This is a genomic window from Serratia sp. PL17 (genome assembly GCF_017832355.1).
Lineage (GTDB): Bacteria > Pseudomonadota > Gammaproteobacteria > Enterobacterales > Enterobacteriaceae > Serratia.
This window is the reverse complement of the sequence record NZ_JAFIBY010000001.1, coordinates 878529-898271: the sequence shown is the minus strand read 5'-3', so window position 1 is coordinate 898271 and position 19743 is coordinate 878529. Positions and strand designations below refer to the sequence as shown.

Genomic DNA, 19743 nt, shown 5'->3' with positions numbered 1-19743 from the left:
TTTCCCCCGCATCCCCTCGAACGGGGGCGGTGACTCCGCTATCGTCCAAAACACGGAGGAAAACGCCATGAAAAAGAAAATCGACGTTCTCAGGGAACTTGCCAGTAATAACGATTGGGAAGCGGCTATCAAACTTGCCGGTGGCTTTCCTCGCCTGGGTGATGAAGCGCGGGTAATCACACGGGCTAAAGAAGCCGTGTTGCGACCAGAGTTTCAAATACAGATGGGGAGAGAGCCGGCTTTACTGATTGCCGCTGGAATTGACGCCCTTAAGGCGAAATATCGTCTTTAATCTGACTCGTCGGGGAAAATATCAGTGACGTCGACCACGCCACAGGCTTCAACCGCTTTACGGGGATCGCCTTTCACAAACACCAACACATTCTGATGGGTCTTACCAAGCTTCCGGCTGGCGGAAAACATTTTCCCAGCCCGGATAGGTAAACTCCCTGCCTGAGTAACAAGGATCGCCTCGTTGTAATACACTGCGCCGGCATCACAAAACGCCAACACGGTATCGCTGACAAAATTACGGTAGATGCCTTTCGCGTCCCGCACCTCCCCTACGACAAAACACGCGAATCGGTCTTCTTTAAGCAAAGACAGCGCATTTTTGATGATCTGCCGGTAGGCGATGACGAACTCCGGGTAGTTCAACGTCGAAATATCAGCGGGATCGTCAGAATAAACCTCAAGATCAGCATAAGGCGGGCAACTGAATAAAAAATCTGCCTGCGCTTCTTTGAAGTGCTGATGAATGTCACGACTATCGCCACAGTGCCAATGAGGGGCAATACCGCTATCGGCATCAATCTGCCCCCATTGCTGACGATTTGCCTCTACCTGTTCGCTTCTCAAATCACAGCCAAGGTATTGACGCCCCAATTTTGCCGCGACAACGCCCCGAACTGATCCACCAGCAAACGGATCAACCACCGTTCCGCCCTCAGGTGAAAACCAGCGATAGGCCAGCTCACACATTACCGGGTCGAAAATACTCGTGGTCGGCAAAGTTTGTAGGTCTGGGTGCGCCAGGAAAAATTCATCCCAGCTCACCACCCGACCTATTTTTGCCTCATACGCGTTTTTCTTGCCGTATATCGCGCCGCTTTGAGTCGATTTGCCGAACAACAATTCGTCTTCACGGCCCGATTCGGATTGTATGCCGAGCGCGATCCAGTTTTTCTTTCGGTCTTGCCACCAGCCTTCGCGGGCATTAAGCACGGAAAAAGGCGGTACGAGGAATTTTTCTGTCAGGTTCCCCGCTTTCGATTCACCAGGCAACACGTCATCGACGTTGAAAATTTCATCGATCTCGGCCTGATTGAAGCCAGTCAGATCGATATCAAAACCGCAGTCCAGTAAGTCGCTTAATTCCAGCTTCAATAATTCATCGTCCCACCCAGCATTTAACGGCAATTTGTTGTCCGCCAGGCGGTAGGCTTTTTTCTGCTGCTCACTAAGGCCCGACAGCGTGATAGTCGGCACTTCATCGACAAAAAGCTGTTCGGCCGCCAGCAACCGGCCGTGACCGGCGATCACTTCTTCGTTTTCATCAATCAGTACCGGGTTCGTCCACCCGTACTCACTGATGCTGGCGACAATCTGTCGAACCTGCTCATCGGAGTGGGTTCGGGCATTTCGGGCATAAGCCATCAACGACTCGCGTGTTTTGTAAACAATTGAGAGCGTTGATTGATTTTTTTCTTTGGTCATGTCTGAGGATCCAATACTATGACCCCGCTTGTACAAGCAAGTGGGCCTTGGTTCGTACTCATCATGACGATCTGTGGGTATGAATGGCTGTCGGTAGCTCCAACTACCGATGGCCGCCCACCTTCCTTTAGAATTTTCTGCTGACCTCTGGAATACCCACTCGGGAAAATCGCCAACCACCATCTACGAATACAGATCGTTTATGCTGATTTTCTTTGTGGCCAACGCAAAAATTCAGAACAAAATAAAAACCACCAGCAGATAACGGTCAGGGTGACCAAGGTAGGATCCGCCGGTGATTTTGCTTGCGCATTATCGATGGCCCTCGCAAAGGCCACCTGTAATGCTAATCTTTCAGATATTCGTCAGTGTTGATTACCGACTCCCCCATCAGCAGCTCCGCTCTATTGCTGGTGACAATGGCGGTGTGATGCGGGTGTACATTTTCCGCCAACCATTTAATCAATGGTTTTGCAGCCTCTTCGAAAGAATTATCAGCATCATGAACTGGTGAACATTTGACCTCATGAACCCTGCTGATACGGAAAGTGCTAGTCTCCAGGCTGTCGAGATCGCGATGGATGGTAATAAACTGTTCATCCCGCAGCTCCTCAAGGTTTACCGGATCTTTCGAATATCCAATAAAAAATGGATGCCTGCTTTCTGACGCTATCAGACTGTTAACAATAGAGGCTGACGGTTTCGGCTCTTCGAATAGTTCGATTTTCCAACACTTGATATTCTCAACTTTCATTATTTTCTCCCGGCGGCCTTCCGCCATTGAATAAGCGTGGCCACCTGACCGGCGCAGATTGATAAAGCTGTTTGGAGCGCCAGCGTATGGCTTCCAATGTCGCCCCAAGTGTCGCCTTGCAACGTTGGCATCTCGCATGGCTTAAATACGGACTCAGGGGGCAACAGAACGATTGGTTCCGGTGGTGGCGGTATCCTTTCCGCGCAAGAGGTCAAGCACAGCGACAGGAGCAGCGCGGCGAGCACACTCGTCGTTTTTAATGGCATCCTCATACTTCCTCTGGTAGATTTCGCCCCGCTGGCGCAGTTGCTGCTCTCTCTGTTGCTGTTCGGCCATCAGCTTGCGGTTACGGGCGTCCTGTTCCTGCATGGTGACGATCAGTCCGGCCTGCTGCGCCAGCGTTTTTTTCTGTTGTGCTACCTGTTGCCGTGCCAGTTCCAGCCGATGTGACAACAACGAGCTATATCCACCCAGGCAGATCGACACCGCCAGCAGGAGCAATAAGCTCCCACTTGTCAATTTTTGCAGCCATCCATTCACGCCGGATAATCTCGAAAAGTGAGCTGAAAATGCGGGCCATCTTTCAGCGTCTTCCAATCACCGCCCCACTCAATCGCAGTCCCCAGATCTTCACCTGCTTGTTTAAACGCTGCAGCAATCTGTTCGTAGTATTTCCATTCCCAACTAATGTTGCTGCCGAGATAGGCCACTACGTCTACCGCATGACCTGTCAGGTGGCGGCTTTTCATTGTCTGGCTGGCACCGGCGGCAACCATCTGCTTTTGACGCTCACGGCTGCGAAGCCCTTCTGTGATACCAAAATCGATGGGTGATAGCTCAAGTGCCCGACGGGCAACCGCTACCAATGCGGGATTGACGCCAACGAGATTTTTCTCGCTGCGTTGGCTGAATTTATAAGTCATGATATTTACCGTTGGAAGGGTTTAGCCAGGGTCATGACGTTGCCACGCGATGCAATCACCGCCACGCAGAACGCCATGTTGATCAATGTCTCCGACCAGTTCGAATAGTGATAGTCGCCAGTCAGAATGCGGATGGTCACCGAGGCGCTAGCCACAATCAGCAGCCAGGCACAGAAGGCGGCGAGAGGCCTATGCGTCGCACCATTTCGGCGATACAGCATCATTCTGGCGGCTATCACCGCGCAGGTGATGGCATTCACGATTAAGAGGTATTCATTTAGCATCGCTCCCCCCTCGCCGGAACCGGTCAAAAAATCCTGTTGGGTTTTGGCTTGCTGACATCAGGAGTCGGACGGCTATTGCAGAGGCCACCAGCGCACCAACTGGTTCATGGGCCTCAATACCGACCGGGGTTGCCCACGTGATAATCGCCGCTGCAAACGGTGCGGCAAGGATCCCCACCAGCAAAGAGGCAACGAATAGCGCCATCTTTTTTAGCCACGAAAACTCACTGGCGGACATAACGAAAATTACCGCCCCGGCAAATGCACCAATTAACACACCAGAGTCCACGCCCGATAACAGCCCGACTACGGTCACACCGGTTAATGCTGTTGTCGCCGCACCAGTAGTACCTACAGGCTCAGCCATCTTTTTGCTCCTTTGCTCGCTTCGCTCAGCGAACGCCGGGCGTCAGACATAAAAAAGGCCACGCGTTAGCGCAGCCCTAAAATAGAAAAACCCCGGCAGATGCCAGGGTTAGAATGGTTGCCGGTCTTTCCCGACTGTCACTTCACACCGAGGGGCGCACTTAGAAAATCCAGGGTAGGGATCGATAGTGCGTATCAAAACCAAATGCGCCCTTCTGATGCGCTTTCCAGCCACTCCGGGCAATCCCATCTTCGCAGGCTGAAAAGCTTTTTCTGGAGCGGGCAGTGGGAATCGAACCCACATCATCAGCTTGGAAGGCTGAGGTAATAGCCATTATACGATGCCCGCATTGGTCCGCCATCGAGGCCTCGAACCCCGTACCTACAACTTAATGGTCGTTGCTCTTCCTGCTGAGCTAATGGCGGTTTGGTGGCCCTTGCTGGGCTTGAACCAGCGACCGAGCGATTATGAGTCGCGCGCTCTAACCAACTGAGCTAAAGGGCCAAGGCGCGCATACTAATGCAGGCAGCATAACCACACAATACCCATTGATATTTCTTTACATATCAACAGTGCTTCTCTGACTCGAACTTCTCGCTTAACGCGATACCGTCAGGCAACAGAGCCCAGGCGACGTAGAAATCGTGTGGGGTCATTTCTTCCATCAACCAGGTGTGAATACCAATGTGGTAAACCTCACCATCCTCTTCGAATACCCGGATGTGTCCTTCGTGCCACCCATCGCAGGGATTGAGCACCAGCACGCCCTTTCCATCAAGGTCAGCGGTTGGTAATTCACTGACGGGGCGGAAAACAAGACTCTCTGTAACGTGCTTTGACATACTGGCTCCATAACGCAAAAACCCGCTCAATGGCGGGTTTATATAATCTTGGCAACATATCAAAATTAGGCTTAAATATAGCGTAAAGTGTCGGGTTTTGCAATATCACCCCTCTGATTCGACAATAACAACTTTTCCTTTCACCTCCACTAAAGCCTCTTCGTCCAAACTCGTAGCTATCGATTTTAAGGCCCGCCAAGGAGCGGCATAAGTTTGATACCAAGTATCACGGTTAATCGCCAATAAGTTCGCCAGTGCCGTCGCGGCATACTCTCGGTACTCCTCATTCTTGTTTTTCGCTGCAACGTCTTGTACCGCCAACCAAACCAAAGAGATCAGCCGTAACTTCACCCGTTTCTGTAGTTTAACGCCCGCTAACTCTTTATCGTAGGACTCCCATACATGCCGGCAAATAAGTGTCTGAAGTTTAAAATCCAGGTTATGACCATAACAATAACGTACCCATGCCTGTTCATGTGCAGACAGTAAATTTACAGCCCTGCGCCAAGGTGCTGCAGCAAATTCGTACTCGTTGATTGGTGGTAATGGCCTGCGCCTGCTGCGAGTTTCCAGCACATACAAAGCTGAGTTTTCTGCTTTAATCTGCCGAACACCTCCCCGACCATCATCCAGTGCAACGACGTGTACAGGTTTTCGTGGGTTTCGTTCTTTATCTGCCGGTGGATGCTCAGCAAATGCCTCTAGCTGCCCTTTCGTTCCGCCTGATAAATCCACCAGCGCAGCACGTAAATTAATACGGATATATTCAAGCTGCTGTGCGTTCATGCCAAAAACTCCCCGCGTAATTCGGAATCAATTTGCGCTAATAGACTTTCTTCTGTTCCGTAAATGCCTTCCCACATTTTCTGTCCAGCGTGAATAGCGACGCCATAGCCACCAGTCCGGTGATGCGGGGGACATAATGGGATAGCTCGCTTGTGTGAAGATCGCTGTCCTACCCCACACCCTTTTCGCAAATGATGTATTTCTGCCGGTGAAACCCCATATCCGAGATTTCGACAAACGACACAGCCAAGTTCAGCCACACGCTGGAGATGTTCGCGATCTTCCTTTTTCATGCGAACTCCAGCAACTGCATTGCGACGTTTTCTGCTTCTCGTTGTGTATTAAATTTCCGAAATAAAATGAAATTCCACAGCACATTAAACACTGCTTTATAAAGGCTCTGAAATGTATCCTCATCCATTTTTGCAAATGAAATTGATTGAGGGATGCGCTGGCGTAGCCCATTTGGGAGCACTACTTCATAGAAATACCCTGCTTCGACGGTTGCCCAGGCCCGATATGGCTCAAATGATTTGAGTAGCGCGATTTCTTGGGTGCGAAGCTGGCCGACCTTAAGCAGGTATTCATCGGCAACGGCACTGATAACTTCACCATGCTGCTGACCTGACATTTCAACGAGGTACCCGACAAAGCCGTCGATAAGCTGGCGTTCGGGGAGCGTTAATGCGCCACCGGTTGGTGTCCAGTAGTCGAAGCCAAATTGCAGAAGTTTGAAAAAACGTTTGTGGTATTGATAGTTACGGACACGGCGAAAATCAGCCTGTATCCATTCACCGAGTTTCACACGTTGCAAGAAATCGCTGGCCTCGATCGTCGCCGGGGTCAGGATTGTTGGTGCGGATTTCACTAACTGTATTAACTGCGCCATGATCGTCTCCGGTATGGCGCAGTGCTCAGGTTCCAGTTGTTCAGACTGGATGACTAATTATAACATCATTTGACCTGATGTAGACCCAGATTTAACCCCGCCTGCGCAGCAATCTCGCACAGATCAGCTTGCGAGAGCCGCGACACCTCAGGACTTAACGTGAAACATCTCCCCGTATCAATCTCCCTGATGATAATGCCATCAGCCACAATAGCCTCAACGCAAAACCTGCAACTACCACGAAGCACATCAAACAACGGGCATTCAGAAATCATATTTCACCTCAATAAGTTAGAATCACTATCGAGGCGAAACACCATGGATATACGGACTCCCATGTTTCAGTAAAGCCGCTGGACCGGCTTTGTCTAATAGGCCGCATAGATCAATACTGGTACTTCGATCGTTTAAACCGATCGATAGCACATAGTAACTATGGTTTATTGTTATACTCGTCTGATTTATAACAAAAAACCCGCAAATTTGCGGGTTTGAGACATAACTACTCATGGTGAGGATCAAAAGCTCAATTCATCAATCAGAAATCACCTTCAGCATTAACCAGGCGAACAGCAACACCCCACCACAGAACAACGCCAATACAAAAAAAACACCCAACGCAAACAAGCCCATCAGTTATCATCCTTAGGCGATACTGCCAATTTCGCGGCGGCCGCTTTCAGTTCGCTGAATTTATCCATTGCTCTGCTCCTTCATGGCTTTGTCGCGCTGAAACTCGTAGAAGTCACCACCGGCGTCCATGTGATACATCAGTTGCTGGTACTCATTGGCTATTGCCTGTGAAGATTTCAGCTCTGCCAGCAGGGCGGAGACGTACTCTTGCGAGTAGAGCAGCTTGAGCCCTGTGACTTTCCCTTCTTCCATCATCCAATCAGGCGGGCAATGACGAGTTAACTTATTATTCCAGTCAACCCATTTCCCATTTTCATTATGGCCATCTGCAATACATGCACTCGCAATCTGATAGTCATACGCCACCGGCTTGCTCAGATTATTTTCCACGGCCTGCCTCCTGTCCAGATCGTCTCCTTTCAATTTGCCCAATAAGGTCCTTCAACATCACTGCTGCATATAGTCCTGGCGCCAAGACTTTCGGTGCATCGGAATAGCCTGCGCGTACGAACATCGATTTGATGTGCAACGGTGCGAGTCGGAGATTACCAATCTGGTTATTTTGCACATCATTATCCAAATGAATAACGCCGTAACCTGTAGGAAGCGGCCCGTTGACACACTCCCATACGTAAACGTCGAGGCGCATTCTTTTATCATTGGCATAAATATATTTCATTCCCCTCCCTGTTCCGTGCCTACATTTCTGATTCCATCCCCTGCTGGCCATTACATCCTTGATAGAATCGACGGATTTTTTCGCGCCAAATTGCTCATTAAACATCTGAGTCAATTTTTTCCAGCCAACATCCCTATTAACAAAAAGGTAAGTTAATTGCTCTTCACTGTAACGATATTGTTTTGCAGCATACCGGTCTAGTCCACGCTGGCGTAGCACTTCCCTCATTGTGGCAGGCCTTTTATTTGTCCCAAATTTGTGATTAAACAAATCGGTAATTTCGCGAAATGTTTTCCCTTTGCAATGAGTTTCAAGAAATAAGTTTTGCGCGTCCGTATATTTTTGACTCATTCTTCGATCCCCAATACTTTCGGCACCCGCCCAGCATAGCCGTCATAAACAGCTTTCTGAGCATCCAACGCGACACGGTAGGTCTGGATCATCGTGCCGGCCACTTCCGATACGGCCTTAGCGCGAGTGATCTCTTCCGCCAGTTCTTCACCTTTCAGCGACAAGTCGCCCAACCTTTCAAGCATCATGAACTGGTGATTAACCAGGTCAGCGAGTGAGTTTTTCACGATTTCACCTCAACATCTGTTGTGATGGCCTGAACGACCGGCCGGCCAACAATCCGAATATCAGACTGCCCATTTAAAAGCCGCCCCAGTTTGCCGGCGGCTTGATCCAGCGCTTGTTTGTATACCTGGTTAATTTGGCATTCAGGCCCCCACGAGCCGAGGTTTGTCAGCTCAAGAGTGAGCGTGACCTTTGCGCCGGTTTTTGTTCTCACGATAGGTTTAGCCATGCTGTGTCTCCTCATCAGCATCTACTGGAAGCCACTCCATGCCGTTAAAATACTCAGTAGCCACCATTGCCGTAGTGCTGTAATTTTTTGAACTAGGTTCGGCGACAACAAACTCCTCAGAGTCTTTATCGAAATACCGCAGACTGCCGGGTTTGAAGTTTTGATTACCCACGTTCTGCCTCCCTAGCGTTGTCATTAGTCGCACGGTATTCGTCAAGGATCGCCAGTACATCGAGCTGCGTTCCCGCAGGAAGGAAATAAGCCGTTTGCCCGTCAATTTCTCGAACTTCAGCCTGTGCCAATACCTTCAATACATTTCGTGATTTTGTGGCGCTGAATTGGGGAATGGCTGTTGATTTAGTCGCTCTACCCTTTCCATTCGTTTGTGCTTTATTAGCATCATCTTTCAAAACCTGACCGGCTTTTTCACCGTGTTTTTTCACTCTTTCTACTGCTAAAGGAATATCAACCACACCCTGCTCAATTAATTGATGAACATCATGATTGGCATTAATCAGGATGCGGGCATTGTCGACTTTATAGCGGGGAATATGCAAAACTTCCGAAATTTTATCCGCTGATAAATTTAGATTCTGCAAATCCTTAACTAATAATGCCTCTTCGTAATCAGTAAGCGGCAATTGCTCATTACTGGTTCTAATTCGTGCGATACGGTCTACATCGTTACCTTCGAACGGCTCTATTTTTATCCATTCAACAGGCTTGCCTGCTTCATCACGAAGACGATGGCAAGTTAATGTCCTACGGTGCCCCTCAACAACCCAAACACCACCTTCATCACGAGGAACAACCTCAAGGTTGGGGATTTTCCCACCCGTGAGCATATATTGGTAAAGCTTCTCATTAGCTTCACGATAACGCTCATTGTCAACACGACGATTAAAATCCTCTTTGATGTGAATATCATCAAGACGTATAAGCATGCTTGTTTTTCCACGCTTAATTACTTTCTCGTCAATCATTTTGTTAAATGAGTTTGCCATTTGGTCATACCTCTCTTTCTGCTGTCAAAATAACTACTGAAATGCTTGTTCCCGCGAATTCGTTGCTGATCTCTTCTGACCATCTCACCTTCCAGCCGGGTAATATTTCTTTCCCTTTCATACCCAGAGGCAATATCGCCACCATACGCCCTCCCCGATTTACCAATGAGGCAGCGCTTTCCACATGTGCTTTGGCTCGCCCTTCACTAAAAGGCGGATTCATTACCACCTTGTCGAAACGCTCGGTGGTGGACGTAGCCCATTTGATAAAATCGGCCTGCTCAACGGGTAATCCTTTAGCTTCCAGCACCCGACAATGTAGGGTCGATATTTCCACACAGCAGGTTTGATCTGCCGGCATCAATATCGCAATGTTTCCAGTGCCAGCACTCGGCTCCAGGCATTTTTCACCCGGCTGTATTTCGGCCTCACATACAACCCTTTCGGCCAGTGATTCCGGGGTTGGGTAGAACTGGTGCGACTGATAGTCTGGAATACAGCCAGATGCAACGATCTCACCCAGCACTCGGGATGGGTCGTAATCGAACTCCCAGATGTTGATATTTTTCTGGGGGCCGGCTTTGATAAGTACACCACCGATCATTTCCAACACCTTGCCGGCTTGTCCGCGGATTGCCTTGTCTTCATCTTGCCAATCGAATCTGCGGTTAAACGGATTGGTTGTCAGTGGTGGTGTAGGATCATCCCATTTGTTGCGTCGTATCGGGGTGTGATATTCAGCTTTCAAACCCGAAAGCACCGCCAGAACGGCGAACGGTAGCGGCTTGTCCATCAAAGTGAAATCTTTGAGTTTCTTTTTCGGTTTCTGGCGGAACTGAGGCGGAATTGCCATCGGATACAGGTGCGCCAGAATGCAATTTAGCCGCCAGGCCATTTCGGGGTGAACTTCGAGGTGCGCAGTTCCTTTCAGATAGGCCCGGACACGTAATGCGCCACCGTCCATCGTCAGCCATTCACCGTGACGGATACGGGCCTCCTGGAGCGCGTCATCGGTTACACGCCAACGGGGTTCATCACGGCCCATAAATTTAGCAATGACCTGCCGGAGATCCTGGATAAAACCACTCACATCGTGATTGGTCCATCCGTACTCGTTAAACACGCGCGCGAGGATCATGCGCTTACCGAAGCCCTCCGGTCGGTTAGTAACATGATCGCCGGAAAGGGCGCGGAAAATGCCGTCTACACGTTCAGCGAAAAATTGCTGCCGAGAGTTCAGCAGTTCCATTATTGTTGGCCGCACCGTTTCCTCTTCAAAATCCGGCGTTTTCATTTCGCGGATCTGCTCATTCCATTCTGTGCGGCGATTGTTTGGCATATATTCGTACACGTCGGTCATATTCAGAGCTTTTTGCCAAAACGTAGAGTTCAGGCTCGCAATGGCCCCTTCGAGTTTAAAAAGTTGGTCGACACTCCCGATATAATGGCGTCGGTCTTGGTTCTGATTCCCCTCCAGAAAATGATGCACCGATGCATGATGCGTGCTAATTACACCCGCCATCTGCTCAATATCAGCGCGCAGATGCTTGTACTGCCCCAATAATCCATCAACGAGATCGGTGGCTGCTGGAGCAAAAAACTCCTCAGTTAAAATTAATTCGCTCATGCTCACCTCACGCCTTCGACTCAGCCGCCAGGCAGCGCATAATTTCAGCCTCTGTCGGCAACGGCTGGGTTGACACATTCCGGAAAATTTCGCGGCGGACGCTGGTTCCCCGTCGGAGTAGATGCTCTACCCGGTGTAACGGCATCTTCAGCAGTCGGGCGATTTGAACTGGAGTGCGGCCAGAAAGATGGAGCTGATAAATCCCGGTAATGACTTTGCGCCCGTATACATTGCGGTTGCCAATCTTCACCACAGGGCTGTCATCGCCTTGAGGCCGACAGACAAACGGAGCCTTTGCCGGTGGTTGATAACACGCTCTCGTCCTTGCTCGTGCCGCAGCATTCAGGTTATCGATGATTACCGCACCGTAATCGCACCCATCATCGACGCCAATACGACGCTCGTTGATTAATTTGTTAATTTCTACTGCCATTGGTCATACCTCGTACTTACAGGGAATTCTTGTATTCCGTCGCTACGCGCTGCACACGGCGGCACATATCGACATCGAACATACCGATGTGGCACTCAGCCCCAGGAATGCCGAGTTGCTCAGCCAGCCATTGGTACGCGTCCGCCCGCTTCATCCCGAACTCTTTCCACAAAGGATCGAAGGCAGCGTGTGCAAGCCGCTTGGCGGCGCGTAGCTGGGCATTCGCCAATCGGCCAAGTGGCATTGCGTTACTGTCTCGATGGCAGCCGACATAGGCTCCACATGGATCACATGACCAGTAATACCCATTCGCCAAATCCTTCCGATGCGGGTAAATAACAAAGCCCCTCACCAGCGCGGCAGGCTTCCCGCAGTAATCACACGTCACTAGCCGATTAATAGTATTTGTTTCCATCTAACCTCCCACGTACGGCTGCTCGCCGGTTTCTTTGTATGCCAGGCTTAAATAGCCCCGCCATGCGTTACGGCACTCGAATTCTTTCGCCATCCGCAATCCAGCTTTCGAGTATTTTTCCTTGGCAATTTCTTCCGCCCTGTTCTGAGGCTTCTTGCGAGAAGTAATTAGCCGGTTGAACGCCCCATCGAAATCAATAAAATTTGATACCGGATGCGAAACAAGCGGTGGTGATAACGTTTTCCAGTCGTTCGCGATACAGTGCAAAATCACCGAGTCGGGTGAATGCCCCTGCTGCCGAAACTCCTCCAGCCGCTTAATGTTCGCCATTGCCGCACGTTTTGTTTTCACCGGTTTCCCCAGCTCGATGCAAAACTCTCCCCACTGACGCCATATTTCAGGCGATAGCCATTCAGGTAGTTCAATCGAATTAAAATCAAATTGCCCCTCCCCGTTCCCCTTGGGGGGTAAGGGGGGATCTTTTATATCTTCTTCTTCCTCTTCATCTGGTAACTCCTTTTGTGTCTTTTTTGTAACGCCTTGAGCGTTACCATTTGGTGCTTCACTGCGTTGCGAATCGCGTAAATTTGCAACTCGCCTATTTGTAAGTGCCCGTTTTTTAGTGGAATTCCCGTTATGACGTTCAAAGTTTGGAAAAATCAGTTTTTCGCCATCCAATGCCAACCACCCAACTCTCAGCATTGCTTCGGCGAAACCTCTCACAAAAGTGATCCGATCTATCGCACTTTTAGTAACGCTCACTGCGTTACAGTCTGCGTTACCGTCGATTGTTTGTTGATCAGCCCACGACCACAGGCGGATTAGCTTACCGAGCACCGCATCGGGATCTAATTCCAACAATTCCGCAAGCTGGTATACCTCCGGCTTATCTGGAGTAATTACTTCGACTTTTATCCAACTTGATGCCATATAAGCCTCGACTGTATTAATTTTGTAACGCTGACAGCGTTACTTTTTGCGAGAGTTGGCGTTGCAATTTGGCTTCCCTTTCACCCGCTTTAATGGCTTCGCATAGGTTTTAGCGACCGCTAAGCTACTTGCGATAGTTGCATTCTTACGGCTCGTATAGTGATCTGCACCTCGCATTGCCGCCGATCGAGCCACATCAACTGAAATACCATCACGCACTAATTGATCGCGGATCTGCGTCTCAACCTGTTCTTTCGTAAAATTAGCCATTGGGCATACCTCGTTAAATGCTTTGTTCACGAACCTTCCGCATAAATTCAGAATCAGCGTCAGGTGGAGTCATCATTTCCCCATCGCCGAGATAATCAGGATTCATGTATTGGTCGTAATAAATGCACGATTCTTCCTGACAGTTTGGACAGAACCCGCTGCTATATTTTTTCGTGCCGCAGTCTTCACAGTAATTTGCCATTGGTCATACCTCGTTATCCCCGGCAATAGATGCCGCTATGGGGTCTGCTTCTCAATACATGCAACGCTTCTATTGCGTCGTTGATTTCCTGGTCAGCTTCCGGAAGTTCCAGCAACGCTGCACCGACAGCCTCAGCGAACTCCTTTTGCGCCCTTGCGACCAGGTACTGGAGCGTTCCGTAACGCCGTTGCTCCAACGCCCTAAAAATTGCAGGCTTTAAAGCTTCGATTTTCACTTTCGCCTTCCTACTGCCACTATCCAGCCAGCGGAAAATGTTTTGCATGTTGTTATGTGTCGCCCCAGGAGCCTCGATCGGATACAACGGCAGATCACCGCCACCCAATTCGAAATAGTGCTGAGTAATCTCAGCAGCCACCGTCTCCCGCTTTGTTGCATTGGCCCAGCGGCGTAGCTCAATGCAGATCGCTTCATAATTGATTTCCATAAGTCAGTCCTTAAGCAGAAATGCTGCTACCTTGCAGATCTTCGGGGATGCCAGAGGTAGGAGTCGGATGAATATCCGGCCTAATTTCGTGAGGTGTTACGCCCGTAACAAGGAAAATGCTCAACAACCGAGCAGGAGGTACTCCTCTTTTTTTCCAGTTGCTCACTGTCATTGGCTCAACGCCAAGTGCAGTTGCCAGGGCCGTTTGGTTCCCAGCGATGTTTATTGCTCTTTCTAACGGTGTCATATGCTTCTCCCAAATTGATGACCACCAAATTAAACATTAAGGTTACATCAAATGTCAACAACATGATTAATTGATGGTGTAAACAAAATGCTTATAATCATGATATGAAAGAAAAAATTGTTGATAAAAACAGCTCAATCCAAGAAAGACTGCTCCAACTTATTGAGATGCGCGGCCTCAATAAATCGAAACTCGCTCGTATAGCCGGCGTTACGCCTCAAGCGGTAACAAAATGGTTCGATCGTGGAGAAGTTGGTAAAGCATCTGCAATGAAAATAGCCCTGGCTACGGGCGTTTCAGTTGACTGGATACTTGAGGGTGGGCCTGAACTGCACGAGCTTAACGGGCATCGTGGAAAACGGCTGGTTGAATGGTTCGATAACCACGGGGGCCTTCCTCAAGGGGAAGCTGAATTTTTCCAGCGGTTGATTGATGGCACTGCTGCATTCACTGACAAGACAGCACGCCGGATTGAAAAGGAATATGGGCTACCTGTAAATCATCTAGACCTAGGTTATGACCCATCCTCTCCGCAAAAGATGACAGACCAAGACAAGCAATTACTTTATTACTTTCATAAACTTACCAATGAAGCCAAAGATGAAATCCTTGATTTAGTGAAGGATAAAGCTGATTTTTTTGACAGGATGTTTGAAGAATTAAAAAAAATTAGACAGTAAATATTAACAAGTTCAATAACTTATAACCGCCTCGCTGGCGGTTTTTTTCGTCCCTCCGAATTTTTATAACCATAATGATTGCATTTTAATTAACCTTAATGTTTAATTTGCACATCAACAGCACAGCAGTGCTCAGGTACAAAGTTCTGACAGCCGGAAAGACGGCGAGGTATGACCAATGGCAACCACACACAGCAGAGGGTTACACGATGAACGCAGCACAACGCCGCAAGACATATCGCAAGCATCCAAAAGTCGGTGAAACCGTAATTCTTCGCGGCGTTCCCCGCCTTGTGCTGGGGCCATGCACATTCAATAGCTACACCGGCGATGAACGCGCCAAGCCGTCAGTAAGCCGCGTTCGCGTGCAGATGAGCGGCGGATCAACGGCAGCGCCTCTGATTCGCAACTTAACGTACTAACACCCACCGCGCCCGGATCGCGGAGAATTAACGAGGTATGACCAATGATCAACACAACTATTCCACATAGCGGCAAACAAGCCCGATATCGTAATAAACGCACCGGCGCAGCATGGGTGGCTCATTACGATATTCACTGCAAAGTATATCGGTTCGAGCCTACAGGAAATCTACGAGCAATTAAGTCTCCATTTGAGACTCGTAGCATTCCACCTTTTTTCGAGCCGGCCGGCACTCATTGAAAATGCAACACCAGGGAACGGTCGTATATTCCCGCCCATAGAGGCAGGTATTATGACGCCGGAAACGTAACCGGCACCCTACTTAATATTTTATCTTGCTGAGTAATTCAGCCACGGAATCCTATTACCTAAAATTGGAGTATGACCAATGAGCAAAACCATAATTTTTAAATTAGAACAAATCAGCAATAACGTAGCTAAGGTTTTTTCTAACGGCGAAACTGCTGGTTATATTGCGGTGCAAGAAAATGAACATCAAAACCCACACCCATTTGCTATTACACATAGCGGTAAAGATATTGGTTACCAACACTGTGAAGTTTGTGCAATTGAAGCTGTTATCCGTCGCTTTGAACGCATACCACTGAGCAAAGAGATCGACTTAATAACTCCTAAAGAGGCGGTTCGCTCAGTCAGTATCAGCGTTGTCTCCATTCACTAATTGCTGTGGGTAGTCTTCCCCGCCGTCGCTGGCGGGGCTTTTTAAAGTTATTGATATGCGTCCAGCGTTTCCCATCCGGGGCGTCAACTCGCAGGGCGCATTTCAATAACAAAAGGAGAAGTATATGGAACAACGATTAATTGAAGCATTAGATGGTATTCGTGATGGGGCTGATATATATGCCCGTCACATCGCCATGCAATTGCGTGAAATACAGAAACTTCACCCTGAATATATCGATATTTGCAAGCCAATGGCATATGAGGGAGACGGTAGCGACCAAGTACCATTTTTCGGTGCTATCGCGACTCCGGCAGGTATTGAGTTTTTGAACACTGAAAATGTATTTGATTCCGAATCGGCTCGACAAGCTCAAAAGAAATATTGTGAAGAAAAACACGCTCCGCACTTTGCGCCATTAGATGGCATTTGCTTTCGCTGCAAAAAGGATATTTACGTACGAATTGATAATGGCTTTTCCGTCACCGGTATTTCTGTTCGTCGTGCTAGTTCTCAGTTGGTCACTGGCTGCCCGCACTGCAGCCGAAGTTACTGCGATTGAAACGTAAAAAGGCCCGCACGTGGCGGGCCAGTCTACCGGCTTAACGTCCCGGTGACGGCGGAGTCAGCGACCAAACCGACTCCTGCGAGGTATGACCAATGGCTTCCACCACTGGACGCCGCAAGTATAGCGAGATTCAGATGAGAAAGACAACATTTAGCGTTTTAGCCTGCTCTGTGAACATCGTCAGTTCAGAAAGCAACCCGCCGATGCAGGCAATAATCACTACATCCAATAATGCGGTTATTTCAACCGTTAAAGATTTGGTGGAAGTCGGCTTCATTACCGTCGAAGAGTTGCTTTCACTGGCAGTTGAGCAGGTAAAAAACTGTGATGCGATTTCATTGAGGCATGTTTTACCACATGCCGTACTTAATGAATTACTAACAGCACATAAATCCATTTCGAAAGAATTGTAAGCGAGGAATGACCAATGCCTTTATTTACTTGTGGTTTCCCACCAAAGAAATCAGCAGCTGCTAATGGGACAATTGCGTTAGCTATCGCAGTCGAAGCAAAAAACGCCAAACTGGCAGAAATGAAAGCAACAATGTTATTGGAAGAATCATTCCCAGATTCCACCAATAACTTTTTCAAACCAAAGATTTGTGCTGACCGCGAAGGATTACCCCGTCCGCCAATTGATACATTTGACGCTGACTGGATGACGTTCAACCAATGGAACGATGAAACCAAAGAGTTCGAACCCATCGTTTTACCTGATGATGAAGAAGAGGAGGAGGAAGAAACTTTCACTACTTCAAAAACGATATTCGAACTGCCTGTCGATGTTCGTGTCGCTTATATACTTATGTACGGAGCAGAGCCGGAGACAGTCGATCAGGAACATTTATCCAACGCGTATGACCTGATCAATGATGATGAAGCGGAACCACGCCTACGCGCCATCGTCGACGCACTGCCCCGCGTCCCTCAAGTTAAATCAATGCTGGTTACCTCAGTTGAAAAGCTGATCGAAGCAATCCAGGCGAAGTCGCCAGCCATGGTCTCGTGGCCGGAAGTGAAAAAATTTGCCGATTCTTGGGTGCACACAGCAAATAGCGACCGGCAACAATCGACCGAGAGCAACATCACCCGAACATACAGCATGCTCGATAACGAAGTTGCCCTAGCTATCATCGGCGTTAACCCAATAAATGCCAAAGCAGCTGATGTTAAGTCAGCAAAAGAGCTGATAGAACAGCGTAATCCTGTTTGGCGTGCATGGAGTATGTCACTACGGATCATCGTAGGTATTCTGGATGTTGATCGGGAACTTATTTATGACCTTCTCAGCGCTGGTTTAGCACATCCAGATTTCGCAACGAGGACTGAGTTGCGGACAAAGTTTATTCAAGAATGCCTAACTAAACACTGTGGGATGACGTTTGACAACGCAAACCAACCAGTAAATACCGAGGGAAGCCAAGCAGCAGAAGCAACGCAAACAACCGCCTCAAATGATGGTGAAAAAACGGAAGTGCACAATCTGGGTGGAGGTAAGTTCAGCATAGATGGATTGGTGGGCGCGGCTCAAGAACCAAAGGCTGCAACAAAAACACTTGGAAGCGAGAAAAAACCACCAATTTCTGCAACAGAACAGCCAAAAACCGCACCAAAACCGGCAGATCCGTTACCAGTTGATACAGATACCGTACCAGCGGACGATTTCGAAACCCGCGCCGCAGTCTTGGAACGAGAACTTGCCGCCAAAGAAGGTGATGCAGCTAAAAACCTCGACATCTGGAAGCGCGTCCAAAGAACTGACCCCGCACGAACCAAAAAGAAGGAAACAAAGGATAATAGCGGCAAAGTTATCCGCACTGTGACGAGCATTCGCCCAACATATCAATATATGCGAGCCACTGAAATTTTTGGTCCATTTGGTATTGGCTGGGGTGTGGACGTTCTGGAAGAACGGTTTGATCCCGGAATTCCACTCATGGAGGCCGTTGTTGATAGTGCTGGTCGTGAAACTGGCAAGAAAGTCATGCGTGATGGCGACGGTAAGATCCTGACGTCACTCAACCACACAATGAAAATCATGCTTTGGTACGTCCATAACGGTGCTCGTGGGGAGATCATCGCCTATGGCCATACCAAATACCTCTATGCCAGCAGGTTCGGCCTGAGTGTTGACGAAGAGCCAAGTAAAAAAAGTCTCACCGATGCCACAACCAAAGCACTTTCATCACTCGGCTTTAGCGCTGACGTTTATTTGGGGATGTTCGATGACACCGAGTATTCACAAGATAACGCTTATGAACACAGTATTAAAAATGCCAGTGATAAGGCGGAAGACTCGGTTCGACTTCGTAAAGAGTTGGATGAAAGGTTCAAGGCTAATACCGAAACAATGCGCAGCGCTATCAGCAGCAGCGAGGTAACCAAAATAAGTTCTTCCCTAACACGTGTTATTGGCACCCACATTAAGAGCGCCAAAGCCATCGGCGATACAGGACATGCTAAATATCTCGAAAGCCGCCTGACACGTTTGGAAGAAATTAAAGCGGAATGCCTGGCTAAATTTCAAGAGGAGAAAGAAGCATGAGCGCCAGAACAATAGATTTAGCATTTGAGATGAAAAAGCTGCAGGCGTTAGCCGAAGACGGCGAACTTACCCCAGAAATGATCAAAGACACCCTCGAAGGGCTTGAGGGAATGATCGGTGACAAACTGGACGCAACAATAGCTGTTGTGCGCGGCTTTGAGGGGCAGGCCAACGTCTGCGATGCAGAATCAAAACGCCTCGCAGCTCGTAAAAAGAGTTGGGATAATCAGGCTGCCTTGCTTAAAAAATACATCCTTGAATGTCTGCTCACCTCCGGTTCTGACACGATTAAAACGGATCTGAATACCTTTACTGCACGTAAAGGCTCTCAATCGTTGGTTATCGATGACGAGGAGCTGTTGCCGGATGAGTTCGTTGAATCATTCACTGAAGTGGTTAATAAGGTGAAGAAAGATGAACTTAAAAAGGCAATCCTGGCCGGTACTGAAATTAAAGGCGCGCACCTTGAAACTGGCCCACGAGCTTTGCAAGTGCGATGAAAAAAGCCATCTATTGCCGTCTGCGAACAGTCCGAGGTGAAAAAGTTTTGCGCAACCTGCGTGACTGCGGCCAGCTCTATTACATATCAGCAC

30 protein-coding genes, 3 tRNA genes and 1 pseudogene are annotated in these 19743 nt (G+C 48.7%); 7 read left to right on the top strand and 27 right to left on the bottom strand.

Annotated features, from left to right (window positions below):
• The first annotated feature begins 67 nt into the window (after positions 1 to 67).
• Positions 68 to 292, top strand: coding sequence for a hypothetical protein (locus tag JOE25_RS04480; protein WP_209632898.1), 225 nt, complete (start codon positions 68 to 70; stop codon positions 290 to 292).
• On the opposite strand, the gene JOE25_RS26720 is transcribed toward JOE25_RS04480, so the two are convergent.
• The 27 genes and pseudogenes from JOE25_RS26720 to JOE25_RS04350 form a co-directional block, all read right to left on the bottom strand.
• Positions 289 to 981, bottom strand: coding sequence for a DNA methyltransferase (locus tag JOE25_RS26720; RefSeq protein ID WP_348539681.1), 693 nt, complete (start codon positions 979 to 981; stop codon positions 289 to 291). The genes JOE25_RS04480 and JOE25_RS26720 overlap by 4 nt on opposite strands.
• A 294-nt stretch (positions 982 to 1275) precedes the next feature.
• Positions 1276 to 1716, bottom strand: a pseudogene (locus tag JOE25_RS26715) (ParB/Srx family N-terminal domain-containing protein); the annotation flags it as partial.
• 346 nt (positions 1717 to 2062) lie between these two features.
• Positions 2063 to 2470: a hypothetical protein gene (locus JOE25_RS26550; protein ID WP_245209696.1), complete on the bottom strand. Its 408-nt coding sequence runs from the start codon at positions 2468 to 2470 to the stop codon at positions 2063 to 2065.
• 153 nt (positions 2471 to 2623) lie between these two features.
• The gene (locus JOE25_RS04465; RefSeq protein WP_209632896.1) at positions 2624 to 3010 is read right to left on the bottom strand and encodes a DUF2570 family protein; all 387 of its coding nucleotides are present in this window, start codon (positions 3008 to 3010) and stop codon (positions 2624 to 2626) included.
• Positions 3007 to 3393, bottom strand: coding sequence for a M15 family metallopeptidase (locus JOE25_RS04460; RefSeq protein ID WP_209632895.1), 387 nt, complete (start codon positions 3391 to 3393; stop codon positions 3007 to 3009). Before JOE25_RS04460 ends, JOE25_RS04465 begins: the two co-directional genes overlap by 4 nt.
• A 5-nt stretch (positions 3394 to 3398) precedes the next feature.
• Positions 3399 to 3677: a phage holin family protein gene (locus JOE25_RS04455; protein ID WP_061069060.1), complete on the bottom strand. Its 279-nt coding sequence runs from the start codon at positions 3675 to 3677 to the stop codon at positions 3399 to 3401.
• Positions 3667 to 4044: a putative holin gene (locus JOE25_RS04450; RefSeq protein ID WP_048794968.1), complete on the bottom strand. Its 378-nt coding sequence runs from the start codon at positions 4042 to 4044 to the stop codon at positions 3667 to 3669. Before JOE25_RS04450 ends, JOE25_RS04455 begins: the two co-directional genes overlap by 11 nt.
• A 273-nt stretch (positions 4045 to 4317) precedes the next feature.
• Positions 4318 to 4392 (bottom strand) — tRNA-Gly (locus JOE25_RS04445).
• A gap of 2 nt (positions 4393 to 4394) precedes the next feature.
• Positions 4395 to 4469, bottom strand: a tRNA-OTHER gene (locus JOE25_RS04440).
• A 2-nt stretch (positions 4470 to 4471) separates the two neighbouring features.
• Positions 4472 to 4548 (bottom strand) — tRNA-Ile (locus JOE25_RS04435).
• A 62-nt stretch (positions 4549 to 4610) separates the two neighbouring features.
• A complete protein-coding gene (locus JOE25_RS04430; RefSeq protein WP_209632894.1) occupies positions 4611 to 4886 on the bottom strand; it encodes a hypothetical protein in 276 nt (91 codons plus the stop codon).
• Positions 4887 to 4991: 105 nt separating this feature from the next.
• On the bottom strand, positions 4992 to 5672 hold the full coding sequence (locus JOE25_RS04425) for a bacteriophage antitermination protein Q (protein ID WP_209632893.1): 681 nt from the start codon (positions 5670 to 5672) through the stop codon (positions 4992 to 4994).
• Positions 5669 to 5965 (bottom strand): Ref family recombination enhancement nuclease, encoded by a 297-nt coding sequence (locus JOE25_RS04420; RefSeq protein WP_209632892.1) that lies wholly within the window; start codon positions 5963 to 5965, stop codon positions 5669 to 5671. Before JOE25_RS04420 ends, JOE25_RS04425 begins: the two co-directional genes overlap by 4 nt.
• Complete coding sequence (locus JOE25_RS04415) at positions 5962 to 6561, bottom strand: DUF1367 family protein (protein ID WP_048796143.1); 600 nt, start codon at positions 6559 to 6561, stop codon at positions 5962 to 5964. The genes JOE25_RS04420 and JOE25_RS04415 overlap by 4 nt, the downstream gene beginning before the upstream one ends.
• A gap of 693 nt (positions 6562 to 7254) precedes the next feature.
• Positions 7255 to 7584, bottom strand: a complete 330-nt coding sequence (locus JOE25_RS04410) for a hypothetical protein (RefSeq protein ID WP_209632891.1) — start codon at positions 7582 to 7584, stop codon at positions 7255 to 7257.
• Entirely contained in the window at positions 7574 to 8224 is a 651-nt protein-coding gene (locus tag JOE25_RS04405) for an HNH endonuclease signature motif containing protein (RefSeq protein ID WP_209632890.1), read from the bottom strand. Before JOE25_RS04405 ends, JOE25_RS04410 begins: the two co-directional genes overlap by 11 nt.
• Positions 8221 to 8451: a hypothetical protein gene (locus tag JOE25_RS04400; protein WP_048796141.1), complete on the bottom strand. Its 231-nt coding sequence runs from the start codon at positions 8449 to 8451 to the stop codon at positions 8221 to 8223. Before JOE25_RS04400 ends, JOE25_RS04405 begins: the two co-directional genes overlap by 4 nt.
• Positions 8448 to 8678 (bottom strand): hypothetical protein, encoded by a 231-nt coding sequence (locus JOE25_RS04395; protein ID WP_209632889.1) that lies wholly within the window; start codon positions 8676 to 8678, stop codon positions 8448 to 8450. The genes JOE25_RS04400 and JOE25_RS04395 overlap by 4 nt, the downstream gene beginning before the upstream one ends.
• On the bottom strand, positions 8671 to 8850 hold the full coding sequence (locus JOE25_RS04390; protein ID WP_209632888.1) for a hypothetical protein: 180 nt from the start codon (positions 8848 to 8850) through the stop codon (positions 8671 to 8673). The genes JOE25_RS04395 and JOE25_RS04390 overlap by 8 nt, the downstream gene beginning before the upstream one ends.
• Positions 8843 to 9682: a chromosome partitioning protein ParB gene (locus tag JOE25_RS04385; RefSeq protein WP_209632887.1), complete on the bottom strand. Its 840-nt coding sequence runs from the start codon at positions 9680 to 9682 to the stop codon at positions 8843 to 8845. The genes JOE25_RS04390 and JOE25_RS04385 overlap by 8 nt, the downstream gene beginning before the upstream one ends.
• 4 nt (positions 9683 to 9686) lie before the next feature.
• Positions 9687 to 11309 (bottom strand): class I SAM-dependent methyltransferase, encoded by a 1623-nt coding sequence (locus JOE25_RS04380; RefSeq protein ID WP_209632886.1) that lies wholly within the window; start codon positions 11307 to 11309, stop codon positions 9687 to 9689.
• 7 nt (positions 11310 to 11316) lie between these two features.
• Positions 11317 to 11742 (bottom strand): hypothetical protein, encoded by a 426-nt coding sequence (locus tag JOE25_RS04375; protein ID WP_209632885.1) that lies wholly within the window; start codon positions 11740 to 11742, stop codon positions 11317 to 11319.
• 16 nt (positions 11743 to 11758) lie between these two features.
• Positions 11759 to 12157: a zinc-finger-containing protein gene (locus tag JOE25_RS04370; RefSeq protein ID WP_085337051.1), complete on the bottom strand. Its 399-nt coding sequence runs from the start codon at positions 12155 to 12157 to the stop codon at positions 11759 to 11761.
• The gene (locus JOE25_RS26545) at positions 12158 to 13087 is read right to left on the bottom strand and encodes a hypothetical protein (RefSeq protein WP_245209694.1); all 930 of its coding nucleotides are present in this window, start codon (positions 13085 to 13087) and stop codon (positions 12158 to 12160) included.
• 39 nt (positions 13088 to 13126) lie between these two features.
• Positions 13127 to 13357, bottom strand: coding sequence for a cell envelope biogenesis protein OmpA (locus tag JOE25_RS04360; protein WP_209632884.1), 231 nt, complete (start codon positions 13355 to 13357; stop codon positions 13127 to 13129).
• A 215-nt stretch (positions 13358 to 13572) separates the two neighbouring features.
• Complete coding sequence (locus tag JOE25_RS04355) at positions 13573 to 14004, bottom strand: toxin YdaT family protein (protein WP_209632883.1); 432 nt, start codon at positions 14002 to 14004, stop codon at positions 13573 to 13575.
• A gap of 10 nt (positions 14005 to 14014) precedes the next feature.
• Positions 14015 to 14251: a YdaS family helix-turn-helix protein gene (locus tag JOE25_RS04350; protein WP_089187134.1), complete on the bottom strand. Its 237-nt coding sequence runs from the start codon at positions 14249 to 14251 to the stop codon at positions 14015 to 14017.
• Positions 14252 to 14355: 104 nt separating this feature from the next.
• Here JOE25_RS04350 and JOE25_RS04345 point away from each other — a divergent pair, with 104 nt between their 5' ends.
• From JOE25_RS04345 to JOE25_RS04320, 6 genes are all read left to right on the top strand, one after another.
• Entirely contained in the window at positions 14356 to 14931 is a 576-nt protein-coding gene (locus JOE25_RS04345) for a helix-turn-helix domain-containing protein (RefSeq protein WP_209632882.1), read from the top strand.
• Between the two features lie 812 nt (positions 14932 to 15743).
• Positions 15744 to 16037 carry a hypothetical protein gene (locus tag JOE25_RS04340; RefSeq protein WP_209632881.1) on the top strand — a complete coding sequence of 98 codons (294 nt, stop codon included), beginning with the start codon at positions 15744 to 15746 and terminating at the stop codon, positions 16035 to 16037.
• Between the two features lie 124 nt (positions 16038 to 16161).
• Entirely contained in the window at positions 16162 to 16599 is a 438-nt protein-coding gene (locus JOE25_RS04335) for a hypothetical protein (RefSeq protein WP_209632880.1), read from the top strand.
• 98 nt (positions 16600 to 16697) lie between these two features.
• The gene (locus tag JOE25_RS04330; protein WP_209632879.1) at positions 16698 to 17018 is read left to right on the top strand and encodes a hypothetical protein; all 321 of its coding nucleotides are present in this window, start codon (positions 16698 to 16700) and stop codon (positions 17016 to 17018) included.
• A 14-nt stretch (positions 17019 to 17032) separates the two neighbouring features.
• Entirely contained in the window at positions 17033 to 19150 is a 2118-nt protein-coding gene (locus tag JOE25_RS04325; RefSeq protein WP_209632878.1) for a hypothetical protein, read from the top strand.
• The gene (locus tag JOE25_RS04320; protein ID WP_209632877.1) at positions 19147 to 19650 is read left to right on the top strand and encodes a siphovirus Gp157 family protein; all 504 of its coding nucleotides are present in this window, start codon (positions 19147 to 19149) and stop codon (positions 19648 to 19650) included. The genes JOE25_RS04325 and JOE25_RS04320 overlap by 4 nt, the downstream gene beginning before the upstream one ends.
• Positions 19651 to 19743 lie beyond the last annotated feature (93 nt).

Coding starts and splice junctions, on each gene's coding strand:
- JOE25_RS04360 (WP_209632884.1), bottom strand. CDS start 13,357: ATGGCTAATTTTACGAAAGAACAGGTTGAGACGCAGATCCGCGATCAA.
- JOE25_RS04350 (WP_089187134.1), bottom strand. CDS start 14,251: ATGACACCGTTAGAAAGAGCAATAAACATCGCTGGGAACCAAACGGCC.
- JOE25_RS04375 (WP_209632885.1), bottom strand. CDS start 11,742: ATGGCAGTAGAAATTAACAAATTAATCAACGAGCGTCGTATTGGCGTC.
- JOE25_RS04380 (WP_209632886.1), bottom strand. CDS start 11,309: ATGAGCGAATTAATTTTAACTGAGGAGTTTTTTGCTCCAGCAGCCACC.
- JOE25_RS04355 (WP_209632883.1), bottom strand. CDS start 14,004: ATGGAAATCAATTATGAAGCGATCTGCATTGAGCTACGCCGCTGGGCC.
- JOE25_RS04415 (WP_048796143.1), bottom strand. CDS start 6,561: ATGGCGCAGTTAATACAGTTAGTGAAATCCGCACCAACAATCCTGACC.
- JOE25_RS26545 (WP_245209694.1), bottom strand. CDS start 13,087: ATGGCATCAAGTTGGATAAAAGTCGAAGTAATTACTCCAGATAAGCCG.
- JOE25_RS04395 (WP_209632889.1), bottom strand. CDS start 8,678: ATGGCTAAACCTATCGTGAGAACAAAAACCGGCGCAAAGGTCACGCTC.
- JOE25_RS04405 (WP_209632890.1), bottom strand. CDS start 8,224: ATGAGTCAAAAATATACGGACGCGCAAAACTTATTTCTTGAAACTCAT.
- JOE25_RS04385 (WP_209632887.1), bottom strand. CDS start 9,682: ATGGCAAACTCATTTAACAAAATGATTGACGAGAAAGTAATTAAGCGT.
- JOE25_RS04420 (WP_209632892.1), bottom strand. CDS start 5,965: ATGAAAAAGGAAGATCGCGAACATCTCCAGCGTGTGGCTGAACTTGGC.
- JOE25_RS04320 (WP_209632877.1), top strand. CDS start 19,147: ATGAGCGCCAGAACAATAGATTTAGCATTTGAGATGAAAAAGCTGCAG.
- JOE25_RS26550 (WP_245209696.1), bottom strand. CDS start 2,470: ATGAAAGTTGAGAATATCAAGTGTTGGAAAATCGAACTATTCGAAGAG.
- JOE25_RS04370 (WP_085337051.1), bottom strand. CDS start 12,157: ATGGAAACAAATACTATTAATCGGCTAGTGACGTGTGATTACTGCGGG.
- JOE25_RS04325 (WP_209632878.1), top strand. CDS start 17,033: ATGCCTTTATTTACTTGTGGTTTCCCACCAAAGAAATCAGCAGCTGCT.
- JOE25_RS04340 (WP_209632881.1), top strand. CDS start 15,744: ATGAGCAAAACCATAATTTTTAAATTAGAACAAATCAGCAATAACGTA.
- JOE25_RS04450 (WP_048794968.1), bottom strand. CDS start 4,044: ATGGCTGAGCCTGTAGGTACTACTGGTGCGGCGACAACAGCATTAACC.
- JOE25_RS04330 (WP_209632879.1), top strand. CDS start 16,698: ATGGCTTCCACCACTGGACGCCGCAAGTATAGCGAGATTCAGATGAGA.
- JOE25_RS04345 (WP_209632882.1), top strand. CDS start 14,356: ATGAAAGAAAAAATTGTTGATAAAAACAGCTCAATCCAAGAAAGACTG.
- JOE25_RS04455 (WP_061069060.1), bottom strand. CDS start 3,677: ATGCTAAATGAATACCTCTTAATCGTGAATGCCATCACCTGCGCGGTG.
- JOE25_RS04480 (WP_209632898.1), top strand. CDS start 68: ATGAAAAAGAAAATCGACGTTCTCAGGGAACTTGCCAGTAATAACGAT.
- JOE25_RS26720 (WP_348539681.1), bottom strand. CDS start 981: ATGTGTGAGCTGGCCTATCGCTGGTTTTCACCTGAGGGCGGAACGGTG.
- JOE25_RS04425 (WP_209632893.1), bottom strand. CDS start 5,672: ATGAACGCACAGCAGCTTGAATATATCCGTATTAATTTACGTGCTGCG.
- JOE25_RS04430 (WP_209632894.1), bottom strand. CDS start 4,886: ATGTCAAAGCACGTTACAGAGAGTCTTGTTTTCCGCCCCGTCAGTGAA.
- JOE25_RS04460 (WP_209632895.1), bottom strand. CDS start 3,393: ATGACTTATAAATTCAGCCAACGCAGCGAGAAAAATCTCGTTGGCGTC.
- JOE25_RS04335 (WP_209632880.1), top strand. CDS start 16,162: ATGGAACAACGATTAATTGAAGCATTAGATGGTATTCGTGATGGGGCT.